General features: G+C 49.0%; 16 protein-coding genes. 8 read left to right on the top strand and 8 right to left on the bottom strand.

Features of this window, described 5'->3' with window-relative positions; genetic code table 11:
- Window positions 1-82 precede the first annotated feature (82 nt).
- Entirely contained in the window at window positions 83-1,108 is a 1,026-nt protein-coding gene (locus L975_RS11370; RefSeq protein ID WP_047708732.1) for an isoaspartyl peptidase/L-asparaginase family protein, read from the top strand.
- 85 nt (window positions 1,109-1,193) lie between these two features.
- Here the strand turns inward: L975_RS11370 and L975_RS11365 are convergent, their stop codons facing one another.
- The gene (locus L975_RS11365; protein WP_047708731.1) at window positions 1,194-4,307 is read right to left on the bottom strand and encodes an efflux RND transporter permease subunit; all 3,114 of its coding nucleotides are present in this window, start codon (window positions 4,305-4,307) and stop codon (window positions 1,194-1,196) included.
- Window positions 4,307-5,512: an efflux RND transporter periplasmic adaptor subunit gene (locus L975_RS11360; RefSeq protein WP_047708740.1), complete on the bottom strand. Its 1,206-nt coding sequence runs from the start codon at window positions 5,510-5,512 to the stop codon at window positions 4,307-4,309. Before L975_RS11360 ends, L975_RS11365 begins: the two co-directional genes overlap by 1 nt.
- 342 nt (window positions 5,513-5,854) lie before the next feature.
- On the opposite strand from L975_RS11360, the gene L975_RS18680 reads away from it, so the two are divergent.
- Complete coding sequence (locus L975_RS18680; RefSeq protein ID WP_047708730.1) at window positions 5,855-6,487, top strand: TetR family transcriptional regulator; 633 nt, start codon at window positions 5,855-5,857, stop codon at window positions 6,485-6,487.
- 233 nt (window positions 6,488-6,720) lie between these two features.
- Here the strand turns inward: L975_RS18680 and L975_RS11350 are convergent, their stop codons facing one another.
- A complete protein-coding gene (locus tag L975_RS11350) occupies window positions 6,721-8,199 on the bottom strand; it encodes a catalase (RefSeq protein ID WP_047708728.1) in 1,479 nt (492 codons plus the stop codon).
- 705 nt (window positions 8,200-8,904) lie between these two features.
- On the opposite strand from L975_RS11350, the gene L975_RS11345 reads away from it, so the two are divergent.
- From L975_RS11345 to gadC (L975_RS11335), 3 genes are all read left to right on the top strand, one after another.
- Window positions 8,905-10,650 (top strand): pyridoxal-dependent decarboxylase, encoded by a 1,746-nt coding sequence (locus tag L975_RS11345; protein ID WP_047708727.1) that lies wholly within the window; start codon window positions 8,905-8,907, stop codon window positions 10,648-10,650.
- Window positions 10,651-10,769: 119 nt separating this feature from the next.
- On the top strand, window positions 10,770-12,224 hold the full coding sequence (gadC, locus tag L975_RS11340; RefSeq protein WP_047708726.1) for a putative glutamine/gamma-aminobutyrate antiporter GadC: 1,455 nt from the start codon (window positions 10,770-10,772) through the stop codon (window positions 12,222-12,224).
- A gap of 70 nt (window positions 12,225-12,294) precedes the next feature.
- Window positions 12,295-13,737 (top strand): putative glutamine/gamma-aminobutyrate antiporter GadC, encoded by a 1,443-nt coding sequence (gene gadC / locus L975_RS11335; protein WP_047708724.1) that lies wholly within the window; start codon window positions 12,295-12,297, stop codon window positions 13,735-13,737.
- Window positions 13,738-13,904: 167 nt separating this feature from the next.
- Here the strand turns inward: gadC (L975_RS11335) and L975_RS17325 are convergent, their stop codons facing one another.
- From L975_RS17325 to L975_RS11315, 4 genes are all read right to left on the bottom strand, one after another.
- A complete protein-coding gene (locus L975_RS17325; protein WP_052181429.1) occupies window positions 13,905-14,873 on the bottom strand; it encodes an AraC family transcriptional regulator in 969 nt (322 codons plus the stop codon).
- Between the two features lie 189 nt (window positions 14,874-15,062).
- On the bottom strand, window positions 15,063-16,337 hold the full coding sequence (locus L975_RS11325; protein WP_047708723.1) for a sigma-54 dependent transcriptional regulator: 1,275 nt from the start codon (window positions 16,335-16,337) through the stop codon (window positions 15,063-15,065).
- Window positions 16,330-18,654, bottom strand: coding sequence for an ATP-binding protein (locus tag L975_RS11320; protein WP_081995681.1), 2,325 nt, complete (start codon window positions 18,652-18,654; stop codon window positions 16,330-16,332). The genes L975_RS11325 and L975_RS11320 overlap by 8 nt, the downstream gene beginning before the upstream one ends.
- A gap of 6 nt (window positions 18,655-18,660) precedes the next feature.
- Window positions 18,661-19,824: an ABC transporter substrate-binding protein gene (locus tag L975_RS11315; protein ID WP_047708720.1), complete on the bottom strand. Its 1,164-nt coding sequence runs from the start codon at window positions 19,822-19,824 to the stop codon at window positions 18,661-18,663.
- A gap of 398 nt (window positions 19,825-20,222) precedes the next feature.
- Between L975_RS11315 and L975_RS11310 the strand changes: the two genes are divergently transcribed.
- The 3 genes from L975_RS11310 to L975_RS11300 all read left to right on the top strand — a co-directional run bounded on the left by L975_RS11310 (window position 20,223) and on the right by L975_RS11300 (window position 24,533).
- On the top strand, window positions 20,223-21,560 hold the full coding sequence (locus L975_RS11310) for an MFS transporter (protein WP_039045061.1): 1,338 nt from the start codon (window positions 20,223-20,225) through the stop codon (window positions 21,558-21,560).
- Window positions 21,561-21,649: 89 nt separating this feature from the next.
- Window positions 21,650-22,696 (top strand): pyruvate kinase, encoded by a 1,047-nt coding sequence (gene pyk / locus L975_RS11305; RefSeq protein WP_010863096.1) that lies wholly within the window; start codon window positions 21,650-21,652, stop codon window positions 22,694-22,696.
- Window positions 22,697-22,943: 247 nt separating this feature from the next.
- Window positions 22,944-24,533, top strand: coding sequence for a sensor domain-containing diguanylate cyclase (locus L975_RS11300; protein ID WP_177326639.1), 1,590 nt, complete (start codon window positions 22,944-22,946; stop codon window positions 24,531-24,533).
- A 66-nt stretch (window positions 24,534-24,599) separates the two neighbouring features.
- On the opposite strand, the gene ivy is transcribed toward L975_RS11300, so the two are convergent.
- A complete protein-coding gene (ivy, locus tag L975_RS11295) occupies window positions 24,600-25,064 on the bottom strand; it encodes an Ivy family C-type lysozyme inhibitor (RefSeq protein ID WP_047708718.1) in 465 nt (154 codons plus the stop codon).
- Window positions 25,065-25,358: the final 294 nt, after the last annotated feature.

Here is a 25,358-nt window from a genome sequence, read left to right as displayed (position 1 = left end):
CATCATACAGTCTCGTGCGCTGAATGATATTGGCGACGAAATCGTTTTCTTTCCGACTAATAACACATACCAAGGATGCTGTATGAAACGTTCGTTACTCACTTCTGCTTTGCTGGCAACCTCCTTATTTTCTGCGGCTACGTTGGCCGCGGAGCCGCCGATTCGCTTGGTGATCCACGGTGGTGCTGGCACCATTGTTAAATCAACAATCACGCCGCAACAAGAAGCTGAATATAAGGCTAAGTTGGATGAAGCTCTGCAGGCCGGCTATAAAGTGTTGGAAAGCGGTGGTACAAGTTTGGAAGCGGTGCAGCGCGCCATTAACGTGATGGAAGACTCGCCGCTGTTTAATGCCGGTAAAGGCGCGGTGTTTACCCATGATGGTCGCAACGAGTTGGACGCCTCAATCATGGATGGTAAGACATTGGCCGCGGGGGCAGTGGCTGGCGCGACCACCATTAAAAACCCGATTAATGCGGCATATACCGTAATGACCCGCAGCCCACATGTGCTGATGGTGTCAAACGGAGCGGAAGTTTTCCTTAAAAAAGAAGGATTAGAGACCGTTGATCCGGCCTATTTCCGAACTGAACATCGCTGGAAGCAGTTGCAAAAGGCCATTGAGAAAGAGCAAGTGGTGCTGGATCACGATGGGAAAACGGCTTACACCTACGATCCGCTGATGTATGACTACAAATTCGGTACAGTCGGCGCGGTCGCACTGGATAAAGCGGGCAATCTGGCGGCTGGTACGTCAACGGGCGGGATGACCAACAAGCGTTATGGTCGTGTCGGTGATTCACCGCTGATTGGTGCCGGTACCTATGCGGATAACAATACCGTGGCGGTGTCGGCTACCGGCAGTGGTGAGAAGTTTATCCGTACGGCGACGGCGTACAACATTGCTTCGCAAGTGAAATACAATAAAACGCCATTGGCGACTGCAGCTAATAATGCGCTGGATGAAGTCAAAGCGATTGATGGTAGCGGCGGCGTGATTGTGTTGGACGCAAAAGGTGACTACACCATGGCCTTTAACACCGCCGGGATGTACCGCGGTGCAATTGGTAACGATGGTAAGAAAGAGATTGCCGTTTTTGGTGAGTAAGTTTGCTTTAGTAAGCGTTTAAGCTGCTAAAAAGAAAAGCCCGCATTGATGCGGGCTTTTTGTCATCAGGATTTAGCGTGACATTTTATTCCTGCACCGCTTTCTTAGTGAAGTAACGCATGATCACCACAAAGAAGATCGGAACGAAGAAAATGGCCAAGACTGTGGCACTGATCATCCCGCCCATTACACCGGTACCGATGGCATTACGGCTCATGGCGCCAGCGCCGGTACTGATCACCAGTGGCAATACGCCGAGAATAAAGGCCAGCGAAGTCATCAGAATAGGTCGCAGACGTTGGCGCGCCGCTTCCACGACTGCGTCACTTAAGTGCATGCCGCTGTCATACAGCTCTTTGGCAAACTCGACAATCAGGATGGCGTTTTTCGCCGATAACCCGATGGTGGTGAGTAGGCCCACTTGGAAGTACACGTCATTTTCCAGCCCGCGCAGGTTGGCAGCCAAAATCGCACCCAACACCCCGAGTGGTACCACCAGCATGACGGAGAATGGAATACTCCAGCTTTCATACAGCGCAGCCAAGCTCAAGAACACCACCAGCAGGGAGATGGCATACAGCGCAGGCGCTTGCGAGCCGGCTTGGCGCTCCTGATAGGAAAGTCCGGTCCACTCGATGCCGACACCTTCTGGCAGTTGCTGCACGATTTTCTCAATTGCGGCCATGGCCTCACCGGTACTGCGCCCTGGCGCGGCTTCACCGACAATCTGCATGGCCGGAACGCCGTTATAACGTTCCAGACGTGGTGAACCAAAACCCCATTCGGTCGACGCAAACGAAGAGAACGGCACCATTTGTCCTTGGGCGTTACGCACATACCACAAGTTCAGATCTTGTGGCGTCATCCGAAATGGCGCGTCGGCCTGCATGAACACTTTCTTGATACGACCGCGGTCGAGGAAGTCGTTCACATACGCTGAGCCCCATGCACTCGAGAGCGTCGTGTTGATATCATTGATTGCCAGCCCTTGTGACAGCGCTTTTTCGTAGTCAATGTTGATATCTAACTGCGGGGTGTCTTCCATTCCGTTAGGACGCACGCGCGTAAGCGTCGGGTCTTGTGCAGCCATGCCGAGTAATTGGTTACGTGCCGCCATTAAGCGTTCGTGTCCCAGACCGGCGCGATCTTGCAGATAGAAGTCAAAACCAGTGGCGGTACCCAGTTCAGGAATCGATGGTAGGTTGAAGGCGAATACTTGCGCTTCTTTAATGCTGAATAGGTAGCCCATCGCACGGCCAATAATAGCATCGGCACTGCGCGCTTCGCCCGGACGCTCGCTCCAATCTTTCAGCTTGATAAACGCCATCCCGCTGTTCTGACCACTGCCGGCGAAACTAAAGCCAGAGACGGTCAGCACAGACTCGACATTATCCTTCTCCTTCTCTAAGAAGTAGTTAGACATCTTGGCCAGTACCGCTTCGGTTCGCTCTTTGGTCGCGCCCACCGGCAGTTGCACCATCGACATCACCACGCCCTGATCTTCTTCCGGTAAGAAGGAGGTCGGCATGCGGATGAACAGGACGGTCAAGGCCACTAGCATCCCTAAATAGATAATGGCGTAGCGACCGGCTTGGCGGATGATTTTGCGCACCCCAGATTGATAATGCTGGCTGGCAGCATCAAAGGTGCGGTTAAACCAACCGAAAAAGCCTTTTTGTGCGCCGAATTCACCGTGTTTTAGCGGTTTGAGCAAGGTTGCACACAGCGCTGGGGTCAAGGTTAATGCCACCAGTACCGACAGCACCATGGCGGAGACGATAGTCAGCGAGAACTGGCGATAGATAGCGCCGGTGGAGCCGCCAAAAAAGGCCATCGGGATAAATACCGCCGATAGCACCAAGGCAATCCCGACCAGCGCGCCGGTGATCTGATCCATCGATTTGCGAGTCGCTTCGAGCGGCGACAGATCCTCTTCGCTCATCAGACGCTCAACGTTTTCCACCACCACGATGGCATCATCCACCAGCAAGCCGATCGCCAGCACCATGCCGAACATGGTGAGGGTGTTGATGGAAAAACCGAACGCAGCCATGACGCCAAAAGTACCGAGCAGAACGACCGGCACCGCGATGGTGGGGATCAACGTGGCGCGGAAATTCTGCAAGAACAGGTACATCACGCAGAATACCAGCACGATCGCTTCGAGCAGGGTTTGTGCGACCTCTTCAATGGAGATTTTCACAAACGGAGTGGTGTCATACGGATAAACGATCTCGACTCCGGTCGGGAAATAAGCCGAGAGCTCGTTAATCTTGGCACGCACGCTGTCCGCTGTTTGCAGGGCGTTAGCACCGGTAGCCAGTTTGATTGCCAGTGCGGCTACCGGCTGACCGTTGTAAAACGCATCGGCGCCATAGCTTTCACTGTCGAGTTCAACGCGCGCGACGTCTTTGAGCAGTACTTTGCCGCCATCAGCGCTGACTCGCAGCAGGACATTTTCAAATTCCTGCGGACTGGAAAGGCGAGTTTGCCCCATGATGGTGGCGGAGAACTGCTGATCGGGCACCGCTGGCGCCCCGCCGAGGCTACCGAAGGCTACTTGCGCGTTCTGGGTGCGAATGGCGTTATAGACATCCGTTGGTGTTAGGCCAACGCGGTTCAGTTTATTGGGATCGAGCCAGACGCGCATTGCGTATTGGCTACCAAACACGGTGACATCACCAACGCCGTTTAAGCGGCTGAGCGGATCTTTGATGTTACTGACCAGATAGTCGGATAAATCTTGTCCGGTCTGGCTGCCATCGGTTGAGATCAGCCCCATGACCATCAGGAAGCTGCTGGAGGTTTTCTGTACGCGGATCCCTTGCTGCTGCACTTCTTGCGGTAACAACGACATCGCTTGTTGCAGTTTGTTTTGCACCTGCACTTGGGCTATATCGGAGTCTGTGCCTGGCTGGAAAGTCAGGGTCAGCGAAATATTCCCCGCCGAGTCACTTTGCGACGCCATATACAGCAGGTTGTCCAAGCCTGTCATGTTCTGCTCGATGACCTGCGTCACCGAGTCTTCCACGGTTTTTGCCGAGGCGCCCGGATAGCTGGCCATAATGCTGACCGCGGGGGGCGCAATGGTTGGGTATTGCGCCACGGGTAATTTAAGAATCGCCAGCGCACCGCCTAGCATGATCACTAGCGCGATCACCCAGGCAAAAATCGGTCGGTCTATAAAAAATCGGGCCATTAGTGGGCTACTCCGTTACTGCTGCCCTCGGTGGCGGGAGCCGGCGTCGCGCTCTGGCTGGCGGCGGCGGTTTTGTCAGTTGGGTTGACCTGCGCGCCTGGGGCGACTTTTTGCAAACCGGCGATAATCACGCGCTCACCGGCTTTCAAACCGGATTCGACCACCCAATCAGTTCCGATCATGCGGCTGACTTGAATATCGCGTGGGCTGACTTTGTTATCGCTATCCACCACCAGCACGGAAGCACCGCCTTTAGGGGTGCGGCTGACCGCCACTTGTGGCACCAGCAGACCATTTTCACGTACCCCTTCGCTTAAGCGTGCGCGGATAAACATCCCGGGCATCAGCAATTGCTGTGGGTTTGGCACCACTACGCGCAGGCTGACCATGCCGGTATTTTCATCCACGGTAACATCGGAAAATTGCAACACGCCCGCTTGCGGGTAGGCGTTGCCATCTTCCAAAAACAGGGAGACAGGCGCTTCGTTTGGATTTTGCGCCGTCACTTTGCCGCTGGCGACCCATTGCTTGAGGCGCAGCAGATCGGCGGTGGACTGGCGAACATCTACATACATAGGGTCAAGCTGCTGGATGGTGGTCAGTGCCACGCCCTGTTGGGCGGTGACCAGCGCGCCTTCGGTTACCGCTGAAGTGCCGATCCGGCCACTGATTGGTGCAGTGATCTTGGTGTAACCTAAATTGATGCGTGCGCGCTTGAGGTTGGCTTGCGCGGCGAGCACATCGGCTTGCGCTTGTTTGCGCTGGGCATCGGCGTCATCGTATTCCTGCTGACTGATGGAGTGTTTTTGCAGCAAATTGACATAACGCTTCAGGCGCAATTCTGCGGTGCGGGCACTGGCTTGGGCGCGCGCAAGCGCGGCACTGGCTGAGGCGACATCGGCTTCATACAGCGCGGGATCGATCTGGTACAGCACATCACCGGCTTTAACATCACTGCCTTCGGTGAACAGACGCTTGAGGATCAATCCGCTCACTTGTGGGCGCACTTCGGCAATGCGTAACGCCGAGGTGCGACCGGTGAGATCGGTGGTCAGTTGCAAGGGCGCTTGTTGTAGTGTGACAACATCCACCGCCGCTGGTGGCATCTGGCGTCCTCCTTCGGGAGGGGCTTCTTTACAGCCGGTCAGCAAGCTGGCCGTCAGCACGGTCAGGAGCGTGGCATAAGCGAAAGGTCGTTTTTGCATGGTTTGCATAGAAAATTACAGCCTCTGTCTTCCATGGTAGGCACGTACGGAGAAGCTTCCGATTGGCACCTTGGTTCGGGATCTATAATATACATACATTCATGAATGTATGTAACGGGGTGCGGGTGAATTAACAGGCAGCATGTCACACATAATGAGACATAAATCGGCCGGAAAATTCAGGATTACTGCGTTACAATGGCAAATTCAGCGAGCTGTATCTCATTTGGTCAGCTGCTATTACACGGAGTTACACGAGGGCAATGTGAGGATGCCGAGATAGTGGAGGCAGGTGAGTAGGGTTGCCTTGTCAGAGCGTATTTTCCGTTTCTCTAACAGATTATGGCCAGAAAAACCAAAGAAGAAGCACAGGAAACTCGGCGCCACATTATGCACACCGCGTTGGCGCAATTTTGCCAGCGTGGCTTAGCGCAAACGCGGTTATCTGATATTGCGCAAGCGGCCGGCGTGACGCGCGGAGCTATCTATTGGCATTTTGTGAATAAAGAGCAGCTATTTACCGAATTGTGGGAAGAGTTGTGCACGCCATTGGCGGCGCAGCTACGTGCGTGTGTGCAAGAGCAAGAATCCGATCCGCTCGGGCGGTTACGTGAGTTTTTGGATGCGGTGCTGAGCAATATTGTCTCGGAGCCGGTGTTGCACGATATGTTCCGTCTGCTGTTTAGCTCCGATGTGCAGGAAAGCGATAATCAGGATATCCGCGCTTACATGAGCCAGCACTCAGCGGGATTTTTCAGCGATCTGCGTGCGGTACTCGAGCATGCTAAAGCTTGTGGTCAACTGCCTGCCGAGCTGGATGCGGCGCGTTATGCCACCTTTATGCATTGCACCATTGATGGCTATATCATTAACTGGCTGAATTTCCCTGAGCGGGTTTGTTTGGCGCGCGATAGGGCGTTTATTCTCGAGACCTTGTTTGCCGCGTTGCCAGTGCCGCCGAGTGGCGACGTATAAGCGAAGGTGATTGGTCTTTATGGGTCTGGGTAACGATTTCGTTGCCAGCCGCTCTCTAATAGTACCATGCCTTGAGTAACTACATACCTCTAGTAACTGTATACCTCGAGTAGCAAGACCCACCTCGCAAAAGCAGGTGGGCCTTGTGTTAAGAACTTACGAGGTTAGCACTTATGGTATTAGAACTTGCGGCCATGGCATCCATAGCCATGACCATGAGCATCGTTATGAAATCAGCCGTGATGCGGGCACTGGTTCATATCCAATCCTAATGCAGTGGCAACCCCCATCCCGTAAGCCGGATCGGCGCGATAGCAGTTGCACACATGACGCCATTTGATGTGCTCATCCACACCGGTCATCGCGCGAGCGGTATTCTCGAACAGGCGCTGCTGTTCATCGGCGCTCATCAAACGGAACAAATCTCCCGGTTGTTGGAAGGGATCATCGCCCAACATGTGGTCGTAGTGATCGGCATCGCCATTGATGGCCAGTGGCGGCTCGCCGAATGTTGGTTGCTGTTCCCAACGCTGGTAGCTGTTTGGCTGAATGCTTGGCGTGCGACCGCCATTACCGTCTACGCGCATTGCGCCATCACGGTGGAATGACATCACAGGGCAGCGCGGTGCGTTAACCGGGATCTGGTGGTGGTTAACGCCTAAACGGTAGCGCGCGGCATCGCCATAGGAGAACAGGCGGCCTTGCAGCATTTTGTCTGGCGAGAAACCAATCCCCGGAACGATAGTGCTTGGCGCGAAGGAGGCTTGTTCCACTTCGGCAAAGTAGTTATCTGGGTTACGGTTGAGCTCCAGCACCCCCACTTCAATCAGTGGATAGTCTTTATGGGACCAGACTTTGGTCAGGTCAAACGGGTTAACGTGATACTGTTCAGCGGCTTTTTCTTCCATGATCTGCACATACAAGGTCCAGCGCGGGAAGTCGCCTTTATCAATGCTTTCCAGCAAATCACGTTGGAAGCTTTCACGATCGTTTGCCACGATAGCGGCTGCTTCGGCGTCAGTCAGGTTTTTGATGCCTTGCTGGGTGCGGAAGTGGAATTTCACCCAGAAGCGCTGATTATCCTGATTGATAAAGCTGTAAGTGTGGCTACCGAAGCCGTGCATATGACGGTATGAGGCCGGAATACCGCGGTCACTCATGGTGATGGTCACTTGGTGCAGCGCTTCAGGCAGCAGTGTCCAGAAATCCCAGTTGTTATTGGCAGAACGCATGTTGGTGTATGGATCGCGTTTAACCGCATGGTTCAAATCAGGGAATTTGAGCGGATCTTTTAAGAAGAACACCGGGGTATTGTTACCCACCAGATCCCAGTTACCTTGCTCGGTATAGAATTTCAGCGCAAAACCACGAATATCCCGCTCAGCATCTGCCGCGCCGCGCTCACCGGCTACGGTTGAGAAACGCGCGAATACTTCGGTTTTTTTGCCGATTTCGGCAAACAGGCTGGCTTTGGTATAGGCAGTAATGTCATGGGTCACGGTGAAATGGCCATACGCGCCAGAGCCTTTGGCATGCATACGGCGCTCTGGGATCACTTCGCGATCAAAGTGTGCCAGTTTTTCCAGGAACCAGACATCTTGCATCAGCAACGGGCCGCGCGGTCCGGCAGTCATTACGTTTTGGTTATCAGGTACCGGCGCGCCAAATGCGGTGGTCAGTTTATGGCTGTGTTCATTTTTTTGTTCTGACATGAATATCATTCCTTCGCTAAAAATCTGAACCAGCATAGCCCTCTTTAAAACGAAATGATGTCAGGTTTTACCAATCATTCTTATCTATAAAAACAATCAAACAAAATAATGAAGCGGGATACTGGTAAGTTCAGCGTCCAAATAAAAATGTGTATTGCAATTTGTTGTGCTGTGTATCGGGTAGTTGTAGCTGGCGAGAATAAATGACATCCGATGTATCTAGATTATTTTTGTAAGGTGGATGTTAATTTTCACGTAATGTGAGGGAAGAGTCGTTTTTAATACGTAACTCGCCAAGTGCACCCACAAGTCGGAAAATTAATAAAACTTGAGCGAATTTTTATTGTTGGGCTGTAGGGATGAGACTAACGTTAAACCCATGCGATGCAACGTGAATATAAAGTTAAACAGTTAAGCGGTTAAACAGTTAAAAAATAGGTGCTGATGATAATTGCTTTTGCTCTGGTTAGTTTGGTTCTTCTTTTTATTAAGCGTTTTGTTGAGCGTTTTATTAAATAGCGAGCCATTAATAAATTAGCCATTGATAAATGAGCGATGGCGAGAATGGGTTAGCACTTGTTGATAGCGTTATTTCTAGCGAGATTTTTGTTCAATACGGCTCAATTTAAATGTCCAATATTTAAATGTCTTAAGATGTAATATTTAAATAGAACATGCGAATAGTTGCTCAATGAGGATGTCAAAATGAAAAATTGTCACTCAAACTGCTCCGAGCATAATGGTTCTCTGAATGCCAATAAAAAATGGGCAAAATATCGTCGCGATATGTTGTCTTCTTTCCCGTCTCCATTTAATGAAGGTGCGGACTCATTATCCGAATCGATTGCTCACGCAGTACGCAATTTAAATAAACTGCGTCCTGATGCACAGGGCCCAGCTTATTTAGGGAGCGATCCTGCGTTAACCATTGATTTTGACAAGGTTAAACAGGTTGAACTGAACCCAGGGATGACCCCTGTGGGTGAAGTGATCGATCAAACCACCAAACTGTTTGAAGGTTTACCAAACTGGGGTCACCCGTTGACCATGTGTAACGTGATCCCACAAGCGAACTCAGCCTCTATTGTGGCTGCGGTGTTGTCTGAGATTTTCTCACCTAACATTTTGGAAGGGGAATATTCCTGGAACGTGCACCGCGCTGAGCTGGAAAGTGCCGGTATGCTGGGGAATTTGATTGGTTGGAATCCGCTGCATACCGGTTGTGTGTATACCTACGGTGGTTCAGGTTGCTGGACTTACCATGTCAAATACGCGCTGACCCGTGTGTTGCCTGATTCGCGCCATACCGGTATTCGTACCGATGCCAAAGTCATCTGTTCACAACAAGCGCACTACACCATGCTGAACAGCACTGACTGGATGGGGCTGGGGATGGATAACATCATCACCGTGCGTACTGATCCAGAAACCAATGCGATGGATTTGGCCCATCTGGAAGAGATCTTAAAACAGCTGCAAGCCGAGAAAACACCGGTGGCTTCTGTGGTCTGTACTATGGGGACAACCGATGCGAACGCCTTTGACCCAGTGGCGGGGGTGCGTAAACTGCTGGATCAATATCCAAACGCTGAGCCTTACGGCAAAGCACTGCTGTATTGCGATGCGGTAGTGTGCTGGTCTTGGTTAACCTTCAAAAAATATGATTTCGTGGCTAACCCACTGGAATTTACTGATGAGTTGCTGCCATTTATCAAACACAACTATCAGTGTCTGGAAGCCATGAAATATGCCGATGCGGTGGGTATCGACTTCCACAAAGCCGGTTGGACTCCATACGCCAGCAGTTGCTTCGTATATAAAAACAGCAGCGAATTTGAAACTATCTTGAAACGTCCAGGCTCTGCGTACTTGCAACCTCGTTCACCGTACAACCCACTGGATTACACCTTAGAAGTGTCTCGTGCGGCAACCGGTGCCTTGGCCGGTTGGGCAACCTTGAAGTTCTTCGGTTATGAAGGTTTCCAAGCGGTTTTGGGCGGTATTTTAGAGAACCAGTTCTATCTGCGTGAACGTCTGCATGAAAAAGCCGACATGGTTTGCGTCAACCCAGATAACTTCGGTCTGGTCACTCTGTTCCGTGTCTATCCACGTGATGTGATTGCGCATGAGCAGTATGAGCGTGAACTGACCGATCCGGCTTACAAAGCACAGTTGATGAAATACAACGAACTGACTTTGAAAGTGGGGGACAAACTGTATCACTGGTTCCGCAGTGGCAAAAAAATCAATGGCAAATTCACCCCTTATCTGAGCTTCAGTACCGGTTTCCGGGTTACCGAATATAACCGTGACGGTGCCGCTCCCGATGCCAAAGTGTTTGCACTGAAAGCGTTCCCTATGAACGTCTTTATTACCGAGGACATCATGCAGCATGTGGTTGACTGTGTTCAAGCAGCCCGCGATGAAGTGATGGCCGAGGAAAATGCATAACGGCGCATCACACGGGAGTTGATCCTGTCTGGGAGCGTGCTGAAAAGGGACGCTCCCTTTTTTCTGGCAGGACGTTCAGAAGTGGAGTGGGATCCCCATAGGGGATCGGAGGATTTGCTATGTCATCTTCTGAGAACAAAACTGGCGCCGGACGCTCGGTGGCCAAAATCAGTGTGCTGGCCTTGGCGGTGATGAACATCACCACCGTGGTCAGTTTGCGGGGGCTGCCTGCAGAGGCGGAGTACGGGATCACCTCGGCGTTTTATTATCTGTTCGCGGCGGTGTTTTTCTTAATTCCGGTGGCGTTAGTCGCCGCAGAGCTGGCGACCGGTTGGCCACAAAAAGGCGGGGTGTTCCGCTGGGTGGGCGAGGCATTTGGCCATCGCTGGGGGTTTGTGGCTATCTATTTGCAGTGGCTCGCGACCACCATTTGGTTTCCTACCGTATTGATCTTTGCTGGGGTGGCACTGGCCTATATTGGCCCACATCCGGTGAGTGATGCCTCATTAGCCAGTAATCGCCTGTACACCATCTGCATTATTTTGGGCGTGTATTGGATTGCAACCTTGGTGACACTGCGCGGTCTACGTTCGTCATCACGGTTGGCAACCTTGGGGGGGCTAATTGGGACCATTATTCCGGCAGCTGTGCTGCTGATCCTGACCGTGCTGTATGTGCTGGGTGGTAATACCGTGCACTTTGTGGCGTCAGCCAGTGATTTTTTCCCTGATCTGAGCAAACTAAACAATCTGGTACTGGCGGCAAGTATTTTCCTGTTCTTCGGCGGTATGGAGATCAATGCCGTACACGTGGTTGAAGTCGAGAATCCTTCCCGTAATTACCCGATCGCGATTATCAGTGCGGCGGCGGTGACCGTGGTGATCTTTGTGTTTGGTACTTTGTGTATCGCCACCTTGATCCCGCAAAATAATATTAACTTGGTTCAAAGTCTGCTGGTGGCCTACAACGCACTGTTTGCTCACTTCGGTATGCCGTGGCTAGGTCAGCTGATGGCGGCTGCGTTGGCGTTTGGTGTGCTGGGGCAAATCACCGCGATTGTGGCGGGCCCGTCTACCGGTCTGCTGCAAGTTGGGCGTGAAGGCTATCTGCCACCGTTCTTGCAAGCGACCAACAAAAATGGTGTGCAGTCACATATCCTGTTCTTCCAAGGCTTGATTGTCAGTGTGATCTCCATTTTGCTGGTGGTGCTGCCGTCTGTGCAGTCGGCGTATCAGATCTTGGGTCAGCTCGCCTGCATCTTGTATCTCATCATGTACATCATGATGTTTGCTGCCGCCATTTACCTGCGTTACTCCCAACCCAATACACCGCGTCCGTATCGCGTTCCCGGCGGTAATCTGGGGATGTGGATCATCGCAGGGATGGGCTTTTTAGGCTCGGTCGTGGCTTGCGTGTTGAGCTTTATTCCACCATCTCAAATCTCAGTGGGTAATCCAGAGTCCTACGTACTGATTTTGTTGATCGGTACCGTGGTGTTCTTTGCCATTCCGCTTTGGATTTATGCCTGCCGTAAACCGCAGTGGAACTGCCAATCTGAGTCAGACGATCAATAACGTTACGCGCTTAACCGGTGAGCTGTTGCACCGGTTAAGTCGTCTCTGCGTAATTGAAGGAGAGTCATGTATGCGTGCCGTTAAAACCGGTGCTGTAGCGGCCACCCTGACCGCCGGTACTTTTGCACTCATGAATATTACCACGGTGGTCAGTTTGCGTGGCTTGGCGGCAGAGTCGGAATATGGCCTCAGCGCCGTATTTTTCTATCTGTTTGCAGCGCTGTTTTTTCTGATCCCTGTGTCATTGGTGGCCGCCGAACTGGCGACTGGTTGGCCGCAAGAAGGCGGCGTATTTCGCTGGATTGGCGCGGCGTTTGGTCAGCGGTTGGGTCTGTTAGCGATTTATTTGCAGTGGCTGGCGACCACCATTTGTTTTCCGACCATGCTGATTTTTGCTGCCGTGGCCTTGGCGTATACCGGTAATTATCCGGCGCACAATGCTGAACTGGCGGCCAGTAAAGATTACACGCTGGCGGTGGTATTAGCCGTGTACTGGCTGGCGACCTTTATCACGCTACACGGGGTAAAATCGGCCTCGCGGATCAGTGCGCTGGGGGGCTTAATCGGGACGCTGATCCCGGCGTTGATTTTGCTGGTCTGCGGGATTTGGTATGTTGCCAGTGGTCATCCGGTGCATCTGGCGTGGTCGTGGGATGGGCTGTTGCCGCAGCATATGCAGTGGCAAACTTGGGTATTGGCGGCCAGTATTTTTCTCTATTACTCAGGGATGGAGATCAATGCGGTTCACGTGCGTCAGTTGGAGCAGCCATCGCGTAATTATCCATTGTCGATTGCCATTACGGCGGTCGTCACCGTGGTAGTACTGATTTTGGGGACGCTGACCATTAGCGCCGTATTGCCGCATAACGACATGAATCTGGTGCAAGGGTTACTGCATACCTATGACCTGATTTTCAGCGCGATGGGGTGTCCGTGGTTAGGTCAAATTTTGGCGGCGATGTTGGCCATCGGGGTGCTCGGTCAAGTGACTGTGATTGTGGCAGGCCCGTCCAGCGGTTTGCTGGTGGTAGGTCGCGAAGGGATGCTACCGCGTTGGATGCAGCAGGTTAATCGTCATGGGGTGCAGCGCAATATTTTGTTGCTACAAGGGGCGATTGTCAGCGTGCTGTCGATAGTGCTGGTCTGTTTGCCATCCGTGCAGGCGGCGTTTCAGATTTTAGGGCAGTTGTCGGGGCTGTTATATCTGTTGATGTACATCTTGCTGTTTGCTGCGGCGATCGCACTGCGTTACCGCGCGCCGGAGGTGGTGCGTCCGTACCAAATTCCGGGGGGAAAAGCGGGGATGTGGTTAGTCGGTGGTGCCGGATTTTGTGCCACCGGTGTGGCTTTTATCCTGAGTTTTATGCCGCCGTCTCAAATTGTGGTCGGTAGCGCGGCCTTGTATGTCGGGATTTTGATCGTCGGCGCCATTGGCTTTGTGTCTGTACCGTTCATTTTGTACGCCTTGCGCCGCCCAGAGTGGAATACCGCGGGGAATAACACTAAGGCGTAACATTGCTTGGACTTGCGTGAGGGGGCGAATAGCACTGAAAACATTTAGCTTCACTTTAGTCAATCATCGGCAAGGGCGCGGGATGAATTCGCGCCCTTTTGTGTTAGCAATATGAATGTTAATACGTTCGCACACCAACCGCGATGATGCTGTCTCGCCTTTATCGGTTATTCCATCGATTGTGGCTGTTTGCGCAGCTCTCTCGGGCACATAGCAAAACGTTGGTGGAAGAGAGAGGAAAAATAGGCCGCAGAGCCATAACCTAAGTTACCGGCGATCTCGGTGATCGGCAGCGCGCTTTGCCGTAAAAGGCGTAGCGCTTCTAGCATTTTGATTTCATGGATAAAGTTAACTAACGAGCCAACCTCTTGCGTGGCTTTGCGCCGTAAGGTCGCTTCTGACATATGACAGGCTTGTGCAAGTTCAGGGATACTCCAACTGCGGCTCAGATCGGCCATCACTAATGCGCGCACTTGGCTGGCCAAGGGTTGTCCTACATGGTCGCACAGAATACTGATCACTTGGGGATTGTGGTTTACCAAGGCGTTGAGAAGTAAGTGCACTAGCGTTTGTGCTTGGAATTGCTCACTAATTTCTTCTTGCCCTTCAGTAGGATGTTCTACGGTATGCTCTGCGATATAGGTTACCGAGTTCTGCGCGGGAGCGAGCAATTGACCTAAGACGAAGTCCGGCACCGCTTGTTGCAACAAGTTAGGTAAGCTGCACACATCTTGGCAACCGGCAGCATGCAGACGCGCGTGTCTTTGGCGCTGCGCTAACGCGTTGTAGTTTAGATTAAATGAACCAATCCATTCAGCGCTAAGCCCTAAACTGTGCATATTGGGTGTCAGTGGTGCATGGTAAGGCAGTAAACGACAATGACGGCCGCTATTGAGTAATAGTGCATCGCCCTTGCGGCACAGGATCTTTTGCTGATTAACCTCGAGAACAAAGTCACCATCATCTGCCCAAATCAATAATCGCTCTGGTGTACTGAAATCTGCAGCAGGAAGGCCAGATAAATGCTCTAACGTGAAGGTTGCGACCGGATGCGGCTTACTTTGCGTGGCATGTGTCGCTCTGGCCAACACGGTTTCGGTCACGGATACCGGTGATGAGAATAAAGTTCGCAGCAAATAGACCTCCTCGAAATGCGAGTTAGGCGTGACCCGATATCGGCATCACGCTAACTCTTTGCCATACCCTAGCATGGGCATTGATTGCTGGAGGTGACGGTACTTAAGTGAATGTGTCGTAGTGTATCGTTTTAACGCTCGAGCGAAGTAAAATGCTAGCCGATGAAAACGACAACAAAACCGGTTTAACTATCTGGCTTTAAACGCATTTTTGTCTAGATTGTGCTTTTTCATTTTCAAATACAGCTTTTTGCGTGGAATACCGAGATGGTTGGCGGTTTCAGTGATCTTGCCGGAAAAGATAAACAACGCATCTTCTAAGAGTTTGCGTTCGTAGTCATTTAGCATTTCATCCAGATCGCCACTGACTGGCGCGACCGATTTATCTGCCTGCTTACTGAGGGTATCCACCATACCAATGGCATAAAGCTCGGCAACATGCTTTAACTCTCGGATATTGTTGTGCCAAGTATGTTCTTCGAGTTTATAGATATATTCATCGATAAATTCAGGTGTTTCTTTGCCTAAGCGAAGGCAGGATCTTTTTACAAAATGGATAAATAATGTTCTGATATCTCGCTTGCGATTGCGTAGCGCGGGTAGCGTAATGCGAAACTGCGATAGAAAATAATACAGTTCAGGCAGCAAAGCCCCTTGCTGTAATAAACTGTCTGCATCATGTTGAATAATGAAGATAAAGCGCAGCTTTTTAACCTCGGCGCGATCATTTTCCAACAGAAACATCGTAAGCCATTGTTGATGCGGTAACGAGAGCTGCTCAGGGCTGATAATCAGGCATGAACCATAGGCACATTGCTTGATTTGCATTTTGAATTGTTCAAAGTCATCATGAATAACAGCATTGAAAATCAGCTGCGGGTGTTCATGCCGTGAACTTAACTCGAGCAACAGTTCAGCGACTGTATTTTTCCCGGTGCCCGGTTCGCCGGCGATTAAAATGTCTTTGTCCATTTGCGAGAACAGGGATACTTGCTCTCGGATGAGATTAATCTGTGGGCTATTGCCGAGCAATGATTTTTTGAGTGATTTCTTAATTTCATATTTACGATTTAAACGTGCAACACGCTGTTGGCTGATGGTTTTGATTTTTTCCAATAACAGCGGCGGGTTTATCGGTTTTTCAATAAAATCGCTAGCACCTTTGGTCATCGCGTTGACAGCCAAAGGAATATCGCCATGCCCGGTGATCATCACGACCGGCAGCTCAGGATCAATCTCCATGCACTTAAGCAACACATCCATACCATTCATTTCTGGCATGTAGATATCACAGAGGATGAGGCCGGCAAAGTCAGCGGTTATAAATTCTAAGGCGCGGTGCGGAGATGAAAAACATTTCACTTTATAGCCAGATAGGCTAAGTAAATGTCGGTAGGATTCTAATACATCACTGTCATCATCGATAATAACGATAGTGATATCTTGTAGTGAAATATTAGTCATGATTAAACTCCAAAATAATCATGGCACCTTTATTTAATGCCGATGCTAAATAGATGTCGCCGTGTAAGCCTTTGGCCAGAGAGCGGGAGATAGATAGCCCAAGGCCTAATCCTACCTCTTTAGTACTGATAAATGGCGTGAATAACTTTTCAACAATATCGGGCGCAAATCCGTTACCACTGTCTGAAACTGATAGCGTAAAATTACCTTTATTATAATCGAGCAGATCCACGTGAATAACCGGCTTTGTTGAACCCGCCATTGCATCTAACGCATTAACATAGAGGTTGATCAATATTTGCTCGAAATGCGTTTGATTCAGCGGCCACAGGGTTTCGCTGGGAATATGATTGTATAACGAGCATTGTTCCTTTTTCGCGCGTGATTCAACCAAGGCTAATGAGTCTTGTACCAGCGTATTGACATCACAAACGGTCAATGTGGTAGCTTGTGGCGATTTTTTGGAGAATGTGCGTAGATTAGTGATGATTTTGCGCATGCGTTCGGCAAGTGCGCTGATTTTTTCAATGCTGGCTTGTAATGTCTGATCGCCCGATTTAATTGCCTGAGCGTGACTGGTATACAGATACATATTCATCGCCGAGAGTGGCTGATTTAATTCGTGTGCAAGACTGGTCATGGTCTGGCCTAATACCGCCATTTTGGCGGTTTGAATAAGGTCATCCTGCATTTGAATACGTTGTTGAATTTCTGTCCTCAGTTCAATATTTTTACGCCGTAAACTCTCAGTTTGCTTGTTAACCAGACGTTGTAATCGTTTCCGGTTAAGCTCTTGTTTTGTAATGTCAGTCAGCGTAATGATAAATTTATCTTTTGCGCCTTGTTGGTAAGTGTTTATGTAAAATGAGTAATATTCTGTTTCATTGGCACTCGCAGCATCGAGCATATGAGAAATGATGATCTCATGACCTTGCTGATAGCGTGATGCAGATTGATCATCAAACAACGCTTGAATTACTTTCTGGTTATTATCCGAGAATAACTCCCAAATCATTTTTGGTCTATCATCGATATAGTTTAATACTTCAGCGGCTTTACTATTGATCGACTCAATCAAGCCATTGGTTTTGCATGTAATGATGCAGGCATGGGTATTGTTGATAAGATTAAGCGCATCTAGGCGCTGGATCTCTTTCATCTGAGCACAAAAGGCATGTAATTCATTACTGAGTGCTGAGATTTCATCGTGGCCATCAATTTTAGCAATGTTATAGTCGGTTTGTCTGATGACCTTACTGATATTGCTGCTCAACACATTGAGTCGATTAATAAAGTGCTTTTTAATTAATACCACCGCAGTGAAAAGACTGAGCGAGGTGGTCACCAGTAAGATGATGAATAAGACTTTATTACCTTGTTGAGTAGTTGCATTGGTGGTGGCGATAAGCGTTTGCAGCTTGTGTTTGGATGTGAGCAGTGATTGTCCAATTTGCGCTTTGTATTCAGTAATGGCACTGTTTAATCGCTTCTTAACGGATGCTAGCTCACTGTCCGTTGCTCTAAGTTGGTTAATGGTGCTATGGAATTCTCCGTTGTACTTGGCCAGTAACAAGAGGGCAGAGATAATTTGGCGATGAGAGACCGTTGATGGATAGCTTTTCAACACTTCCAATGAGCGGTTGATGTCATCAATTTTGGTTTGGATAAACAAAAATGTTTGGTTTACATCACGATGATGATTATCCGCCGACACTTCATTGAGTAAGTTGGTTAGCTCATTCTCATCCATTACTAGCTGTTGCATATAGGAGAGCTCGGTCAACATCGTGGTAACCGATTCTTTAGTATGCGAGTAATGGATTTGCCCGTTGATATTCCAACTAATTTCTTGCAGTAACGGCCTCGCTTCCTCTATCGCGTCATAGTGGAGGGCATTGATCAAATCACGTGCTTTAACCAATTGGTTAGACAGCGCAATCTTATGCTTAATCAATTTACTTTGTTCAAAAGTCAGGGCTTTGACTTTCTGATTAATAGCGCGCAGGTGAGTGTCTTGCGTATCCGTTAGATTCTCAAGCTCAGCGACTACGGTATTAATTTTATGCTCTTTTCTAATGATATCCGTAATTGCGGAAGCGTTAGAGATATCTGCTACCAATAAAAGCAATTGGTTGCTTCGCGTATCGATTTCATGTTGTGCATTAACGGCACTAATGTTACTAGCTAGTGTGGTCGTGATGTTATTGGATAAGGACGACCAGACAAAATAGCCGATACAGCCTGTTATAAAAGTCAGTGATGATTGTAATAGGCAAAACAGCATGAGCCGTTTTCCTAACGGAAAGTGTGCCAGCATAATCAGTTACTCTATGGTACGCAGTATATCTAATGCTTTATCGATATTGAGCCGAAATTTTTTCTCGAGGGATTCGCTGAACATGACTCGCTCATGGGATTGAGGAGGCAGGTTCGCGAGTTGTAACACATGGGCTGACTCTGACTGCGCCTGAGTAATAATCGGTGTAGAAAGTAGCTGTTTTGCTTGCGTAATTTTATGTTGTTCTGCCGAAGTGAGACGGCGCTTTTCTTTCTGGTGAATATCTCCCCACACTTGTTGCAATATCGGCGTATGTGCCACGATCGTTTTATCGAACAGCAATTTGACCAAATTGCTCCGCTTAAGCATCAACGTCTGATCGACAGAGTAGGGTTTTTCGGGTGATTGCTCACTGGTTTGTATAGCGTGTTTTTTAAACGCTCGCATCGCATGGCTTTCATCGGTGGAAAGCTGTTGCAAATAGGCTAAGAAATCGTGTGTCGCTGCTTTATTCGCACTATTGTGGATGATGCCATAATAAACCGGAATGATCGGCCCTTTGCGGATCGGACGATAAGTGATGTATTTCAGTTTATCTTGTTGCTTGAGTGCGTAGCTATCAATGACGGGGCCAACACCGACAACGCCACGGGATACACTTTCAGACACGCCAAAACTGCGCGCTGACACGCCGCGTAAATTACCGCCGATTTCTAACAATAATTGCCACCCCGCATCCCAGCCGTATTGTTGTAAGATACTTTCGACCATAATGTGCGTTGTGCCAGAGCGTGAGGGCGAGCTCATGGTGATATGGCTATGAAATTCCGGTTTTGCCAGCGCCTGCCATGTGTCTGGTGGCGTAATATTGAGCTTTTTGAGATATTCTTGATTATAGATAAACACGGTTTCTGAATAGGCGAACGGAATAAAAGATAGAGTGCTGTCTAGCATTCCGTTATTTTTTTGTAATGCATTAAACAAAAAGGGTGACGAAGAAAGCACAACATCCGGTTGTACCCGACCATCATTTAACAAACGAAGAACGGACTCCGTTTTTCGATAAATAATATCGATATTTGCGCTAGGGCGATACTGTCGATAATCATCCAGCAGTTCGGATGAAATTTCCTCTGAGAATGATGTAATTATCGCCAGTGATTGCTCTTTGGCGTTGGCTGACGCTGGATAAATGGCCGTAAATAGCATGCCAACAAACAGACGAATTATAATTATTGCTCTGTACATTCTGTGGATGACTTCAAAGTTTTGTAAGTGAATAAAAAATTAAACACGTAAAGATAAAAACAAGTTGAGATAAATTGGTACGCTGGTTTGTATTATACGACGCAAATTTGACACAACACAGCATCGCTATTCCCAAAACTGACACACCACAAATGACATTTGAGTCAATCACGACTCAAATTGCTGATTTTGTCTCGTTTTCTCATTCATTTTACTTTGCTCCCAGCTTCATAACCCGCTCTCTGGAACACCGCTATCTCGTTAGTTCGCCAGCTATGCCAATCCTGGAGTGGCGAGATGATCATGATTAATACGTTATGAAGCCCATTAGTTACTTTCATTACAATGGGATGAATGAAATGTTTGATTTTTTTAAGACCAGAGCTGATAAGCCGGTGATCGAAGCATCATCCGAGCAAATCAAAAAGATCTACCGTAAATATCAATGGCAAGTTTTTCTCGGCTTGGTGTTTGGCTATGCCATGTTCTATGTAACACGCATGAGCTTAAACGTGGTGAAAAAACCGATGCTGGATGCGGGTATTGTTACCGTTGATGAGCTCGGTGTAATTGGTTCCGGTTTCTTGCTGACTTATGCGATCGGTAAATTCTCAAACGGATTTTTGTCTGATTACGCCAATATCGGGCGTTTCATGTCATTTTCCCTGTTGTTATCCGCCATCACCTGTATTTTGATGGGGATGAACACCGCCACCTTCTTCTTTGTTGGCTTGTGGGCGCTGAATGGTTGGTTCCAATCTGTGGGTTCGGCACCGTCATGTGTGTCTATTTTCCAATGGTTCTCACCAAAACAACGTGGTTCCGTTTACTCCGTTTGGGGTGGCTCACGTAACTTGGGCGAAGGGATCACCTGGGTTCTGACTGCATCTGTCGTGAGCTACTTTGGCTGGCGTGCGGGTTTTATCGGCGCGGGTTTGGCAACACTGGCAGCCGCTATCTGCATGTTCTTCGTGTTGAAAGACCGTCCACAAACTTATGGTCTGCCAACCCCAGCTGAAGCGTTCGGGGAAGAGAGCGAAATCAAAAAAGCGGTTAACCCACAAGAGATCCGCAAGGCACAGCTGTTTGCTATTAAGCAGCCTACCGTATGGTTAATTGCTGCTGCTTGTGCGGCGATGTATGTCTCGCGTTATGCGATGAGCTCTTGGGCCGTACTGTATCTGCAATCGCAAAAAGGCTACAGCCTGATTGATGCTGGCTTTGCCATGTCATCCTACCCAATTGCCGGTTTCTTCGGGGCTATCTTAGCCGGTGTGATCTCCGACAAACTGTTCCACTCTAATCGTCATATTCCAACACTGCTGTACGGTTTGGCTAACGTAGGTGGTATGTGCTTGATGTTCTGGGGCCCACAAAGCCGCGTGATGGATGCAATTGCGCTGGGCCTGATTGGTTACGCGATTGGCGGTTTGGTGGTGTTCTTGGCGGGTCTGACGGCTTGCGACCTGATGCCAAAAACAGCGGTTGGTGCGGTAAAAGGCTTCATCGGTTTGTGCTCTTATGTAGCGGCATCAGCGCAAGAGCTGGTATCTGCGGCACTGATTAAAACCTCTGAAGTGAATGGCGTGACCATGTATGATTTTTCTACCGTGAAATATTTCTGGCTTGGCGCAGCCGTGACGTCCGTTATTTTGGCCATGACCGTATGGAATGCCAAAAAAGTCGTTGATTATTAATACCTGCCACATCAACAACGTGAAATAAACGTAATGAAATAAGCGGTCAAGGTAACAGTGGCCGCTTATTTCTCAGTAAGGTTTAGCTTATGCGCAAGACAAAGATTATTGCCACCTTAGGCCCCGCATCCAATTCATTGGAAAAGATTTCAGATCTTATTATGGCGGGTGCGAATGTATTTCGACTGAATTTTTCTCACGGCACTCAAGAACAACATCAGAAAACTGCGGCATTAGTGCGTGTGGCTGCGGCGAACTTAGGGCAAGAAGTAAAAATTCTGGCCGATTTGCAGGGGCCTAAAATTCGGATCCGCAATTTTGCCGCTGGTGAAGCGGTTATTTGTAATGGTGAGTCGTTTACGCTGCATGCCGATCCACAGGTGATGGGCGATCATCACGGTGTTGCGTTGGATTATCCTGAATTATTACAGGATATCGCCTGCGGCGATCGTTTAATGCTAGATGATGGCAAGATTCAATTGCAGGTCGAGGCGATTGCCGATGACCACGCATTGACTACCGTGATTCAAGGCGGGATTTTAAAAGATCGTAAGGGAATAAATTTGTTGGGCGGGGGCTTATCGGCTCCAGCACTGACGGAAAAGGATCGGCAAGATTTGCGCGTCGCCACTGAGATTGCGGCTGATTTCATAGCTGTCTCTTTTCCTAAATCGCCGGCCGATCTTATTGAGGCTAAATGCTTAACGGCGCAAGCCGGCTCAAAAGCGCAAATTATTGCCAAAATAGAGCGCGCCGAAGTGGTGGATACCGATGCCAACATCATTGCCATGATCAATGAGGCTGATGGGGTGATGGTGGCGCGCGGTGATTTGGCGGTTGAAATTGGCGAAGCGCGCTTACCGGCGGCGCAAAAGCGAATTTTGCATTTGGCATCAGCAATGAATTGTCCTGCAATCACGGCTACGCAAATGCTGGAGTCAATGATTCATAGTCCGGTTCCGACGCGAGCAGAGATTTTGGATGTGGCGAACGCCGTACTGGATGGTAGCAGTGCATTAATGCTGTCGGCGGAGTCAGCCAGTGGTGCTTACCCTGTAGAAGCCGTCGCGATGATGAATCGCATCATCAGCGGTATTGAGAAAGACATGCTGAAATATCCGGAGGTGCTTAACTAAAAGATAAATTTGTTTCGCTATGGCGAGAGGGCGTTTTCAGGTTTTCGCTATGACTCGTCAGTATTTCTCTGTAAGTCTGTTCTGTATTTATAGAGAAATATACTGAGTTCTATCATGTGGTATCTTTTGTAGTGGGTGATTTTTGACCCAGGTCAAGAATGAAACCGTTAGCCATCCTTTCAATAGGATGGCTTTTTTTTTCATGCAATACTTGCTAGTCAAGGATGAAATAATAAGCAGGATTGTGATGCCGAAACAAGGAATGAATACGGTTGCACATGCTGAGAGCACGATTCGGACGAGGAAAAAATATTACCTGCTATTCAAGGTAATGATTATTCTTGTTTTCATCACGCTGATTATCTCGTTTGCGATTGCCATTATAAACTTCCACGCTTACTCAGAACGCCAAGTTAATGGGTATAAACACTTATTATTCACATTAGGGAACTCTTATTTATATGAGCATGTGCGCGGGAGTGAAAATCAACTCCAAGCATTAGAATCTCGTCTGAATAAGCAGGAAATCGCTGCTGGCGGGCAGGTCTTTACCGATGTTTGGCCAATCGTACATAAAATAAAATTAGAAGAAGATCATCATATCTTTTTCTACAACGCAATGAGTGGCTGTGTTGATGCATACCCCTTATGGGTTCAACCTGAGCATTATGATGCGACCATACGTCCGTGGTATCAATTGATTGAACAGCATACTTATTTACCGCAGTGGATTGGGCCTTACGTTGAAGCGAGTGGGGCGACTCGGGTGCTGACGCTCGGTAAAGCCATCACATCTGATTCAGGCAATACCTTAGGCGCATTAATGGTAGATATGCCACTTAGCTCGATTGATAAGCTGTTGTCTCGTATGGTTGCCGATGATTCGATTACTTTGTTTGTTCGCCATGACGGCTCTGAAAATACACGCGATATTATTTCAGTGATCAATCCGCGCTTGATGCCCAAGGTGCTGCCAACCGCAGAAAATACCTACTCCTCTTTACAAGGCTTAAAACAGGGTGTTTTTTTACGCCAACCACTCTCTTATGTGCCCTGGGAAATTGGTATCTATGTGCCGGTGGATAATTTTCGGCAGGCATTTATGCACGAGTTTGTCATGTTGGTCATTCCTATCTCCTTAATTGTATTGCTTTCTGCATTAGGATTGCGTGCATTACTTAAAATATTTCGCCAAGAGTTAGGGTTAGTGGAGCAAGAGTTCACGCTGTTATCAGAAAATCAAACGTCACAGTTAGATAAAGAAGCGCACAATGCATGGTTTGTGGATAGAAGTATTTCGGTACTTAAAGAGCATTATAAAACCTATCATTTAAGTTTACGTCTTGATCCATTGACGAAAATTTTTAATCGCCGCGCTTTTGATGAAGATATGGCGCTGGCCGTGCAGCATAACACCCACTTTGTACTGGTCTTGATTGATGTCGATCGCTTTAAGCTGATTAACGATACCTGGGGGCATGCTTTTGGTGATGTGGTGCTACGCCGCGTCTCTGGCGTGCTGGCCGAAGAGCTGGGCGTGGCGCATGTGTACCGCATCGGCGGTGATGAGTTTGCGGCCATACTGCCACTGCAAGGGCGCGCACTGACTTCGGTATTAGAGCAACTCCAGACGGTGATCCGCGCATTACGTTGGCGGGAAAATAGCTGTCGCGTAACCTTGAGTATGGGCGTAGCAAATGGCCCGCAACCGGCGGCAGTATTGTTCGAGCAAGCTGATCAAGCGCTGTATAAGAGCAAGAGTGTGGGGCGCAATTGCTGGCATTACTTTACGCGCGAAGACATTCGTGAAGGCATTGAAGAATCGGTCGATGGTTAAGGCCGCCGATCTTTGCGGCCTAACCATGATAATTAAGCTTGAGCACTAAAATGTAGATGGCAAAACTTATTGGTAGTTAAAGCTGTCTGGGTGATTGGCTAAACTGCCACTGAGCGCAGCGAACAGCACCGTTTTACCATCAATGGATAAATCATCGCTGACATTCAGCCAGGTCAGCTGTTGTGCGGTGCTGTCTTCATTGCTGCGTGACAGCACACCGGCCATGGTATGGCTTTGCGGTGAGTACAGCATCGCCAGTTGTTCAGCCGCACAGTCATGCGGTTTGCAGGCGCTGAATACCCAATATTCTTTGCCATCAAGGCGTACTGTTTGTGTTGGTGAATCGGTGCTGCCTTTTTTGACCCACGCAGGCAGAGTGTGTTTGCCTTGCATCACGGTAAAGGCTTGGCTGGCGGCAGAATCCTGCTGCAACGAGCCCAGTGTCGGTAACTCTTGGGCATGGGCGGAAACAGAAGCCAGCGATAAACAGGATGCGAGTGACAGACTCAGTGCAATCAGTGTTTTTTTCATCATTTATTCTTGAGTGGTTCTTGATTAGTGAATGTATGCAACGTATTGCTCACATTAGCAGCCTGTCGGTGCTATTTCAATTGGCCAAACAATTAACAATCACGAACTATGGAAAATAGAGAAGAAATAAAAATAGAGAAAAAATAAAAAGCGGGAAGATAAAGCACGGAGAGGATAAATAGCAAAAAGCCTGTCTTAATGACAGGCTTTTTATAATTCTGGTCGGTGAGAGAGGATTCGAACCTCCGACCCACTGGTCCCAAACCAGTTGCGCTACCGGACTGCGCTACTCAC

Origin of the sequence: Plesiomonas sp. ZOR0011 (genome assembly GCF_000800945.1) — a bacterium.
Lineage (GTDB): Bacteria > Pseudomonadota > Gammaproteobacteria > Enterobacterales > CAMTGL01 > Plesiomonas > Plesiomonas shigelloides.
This window is presented reverse-complemented; position numbering and strand designations above follow the sequence as displayed.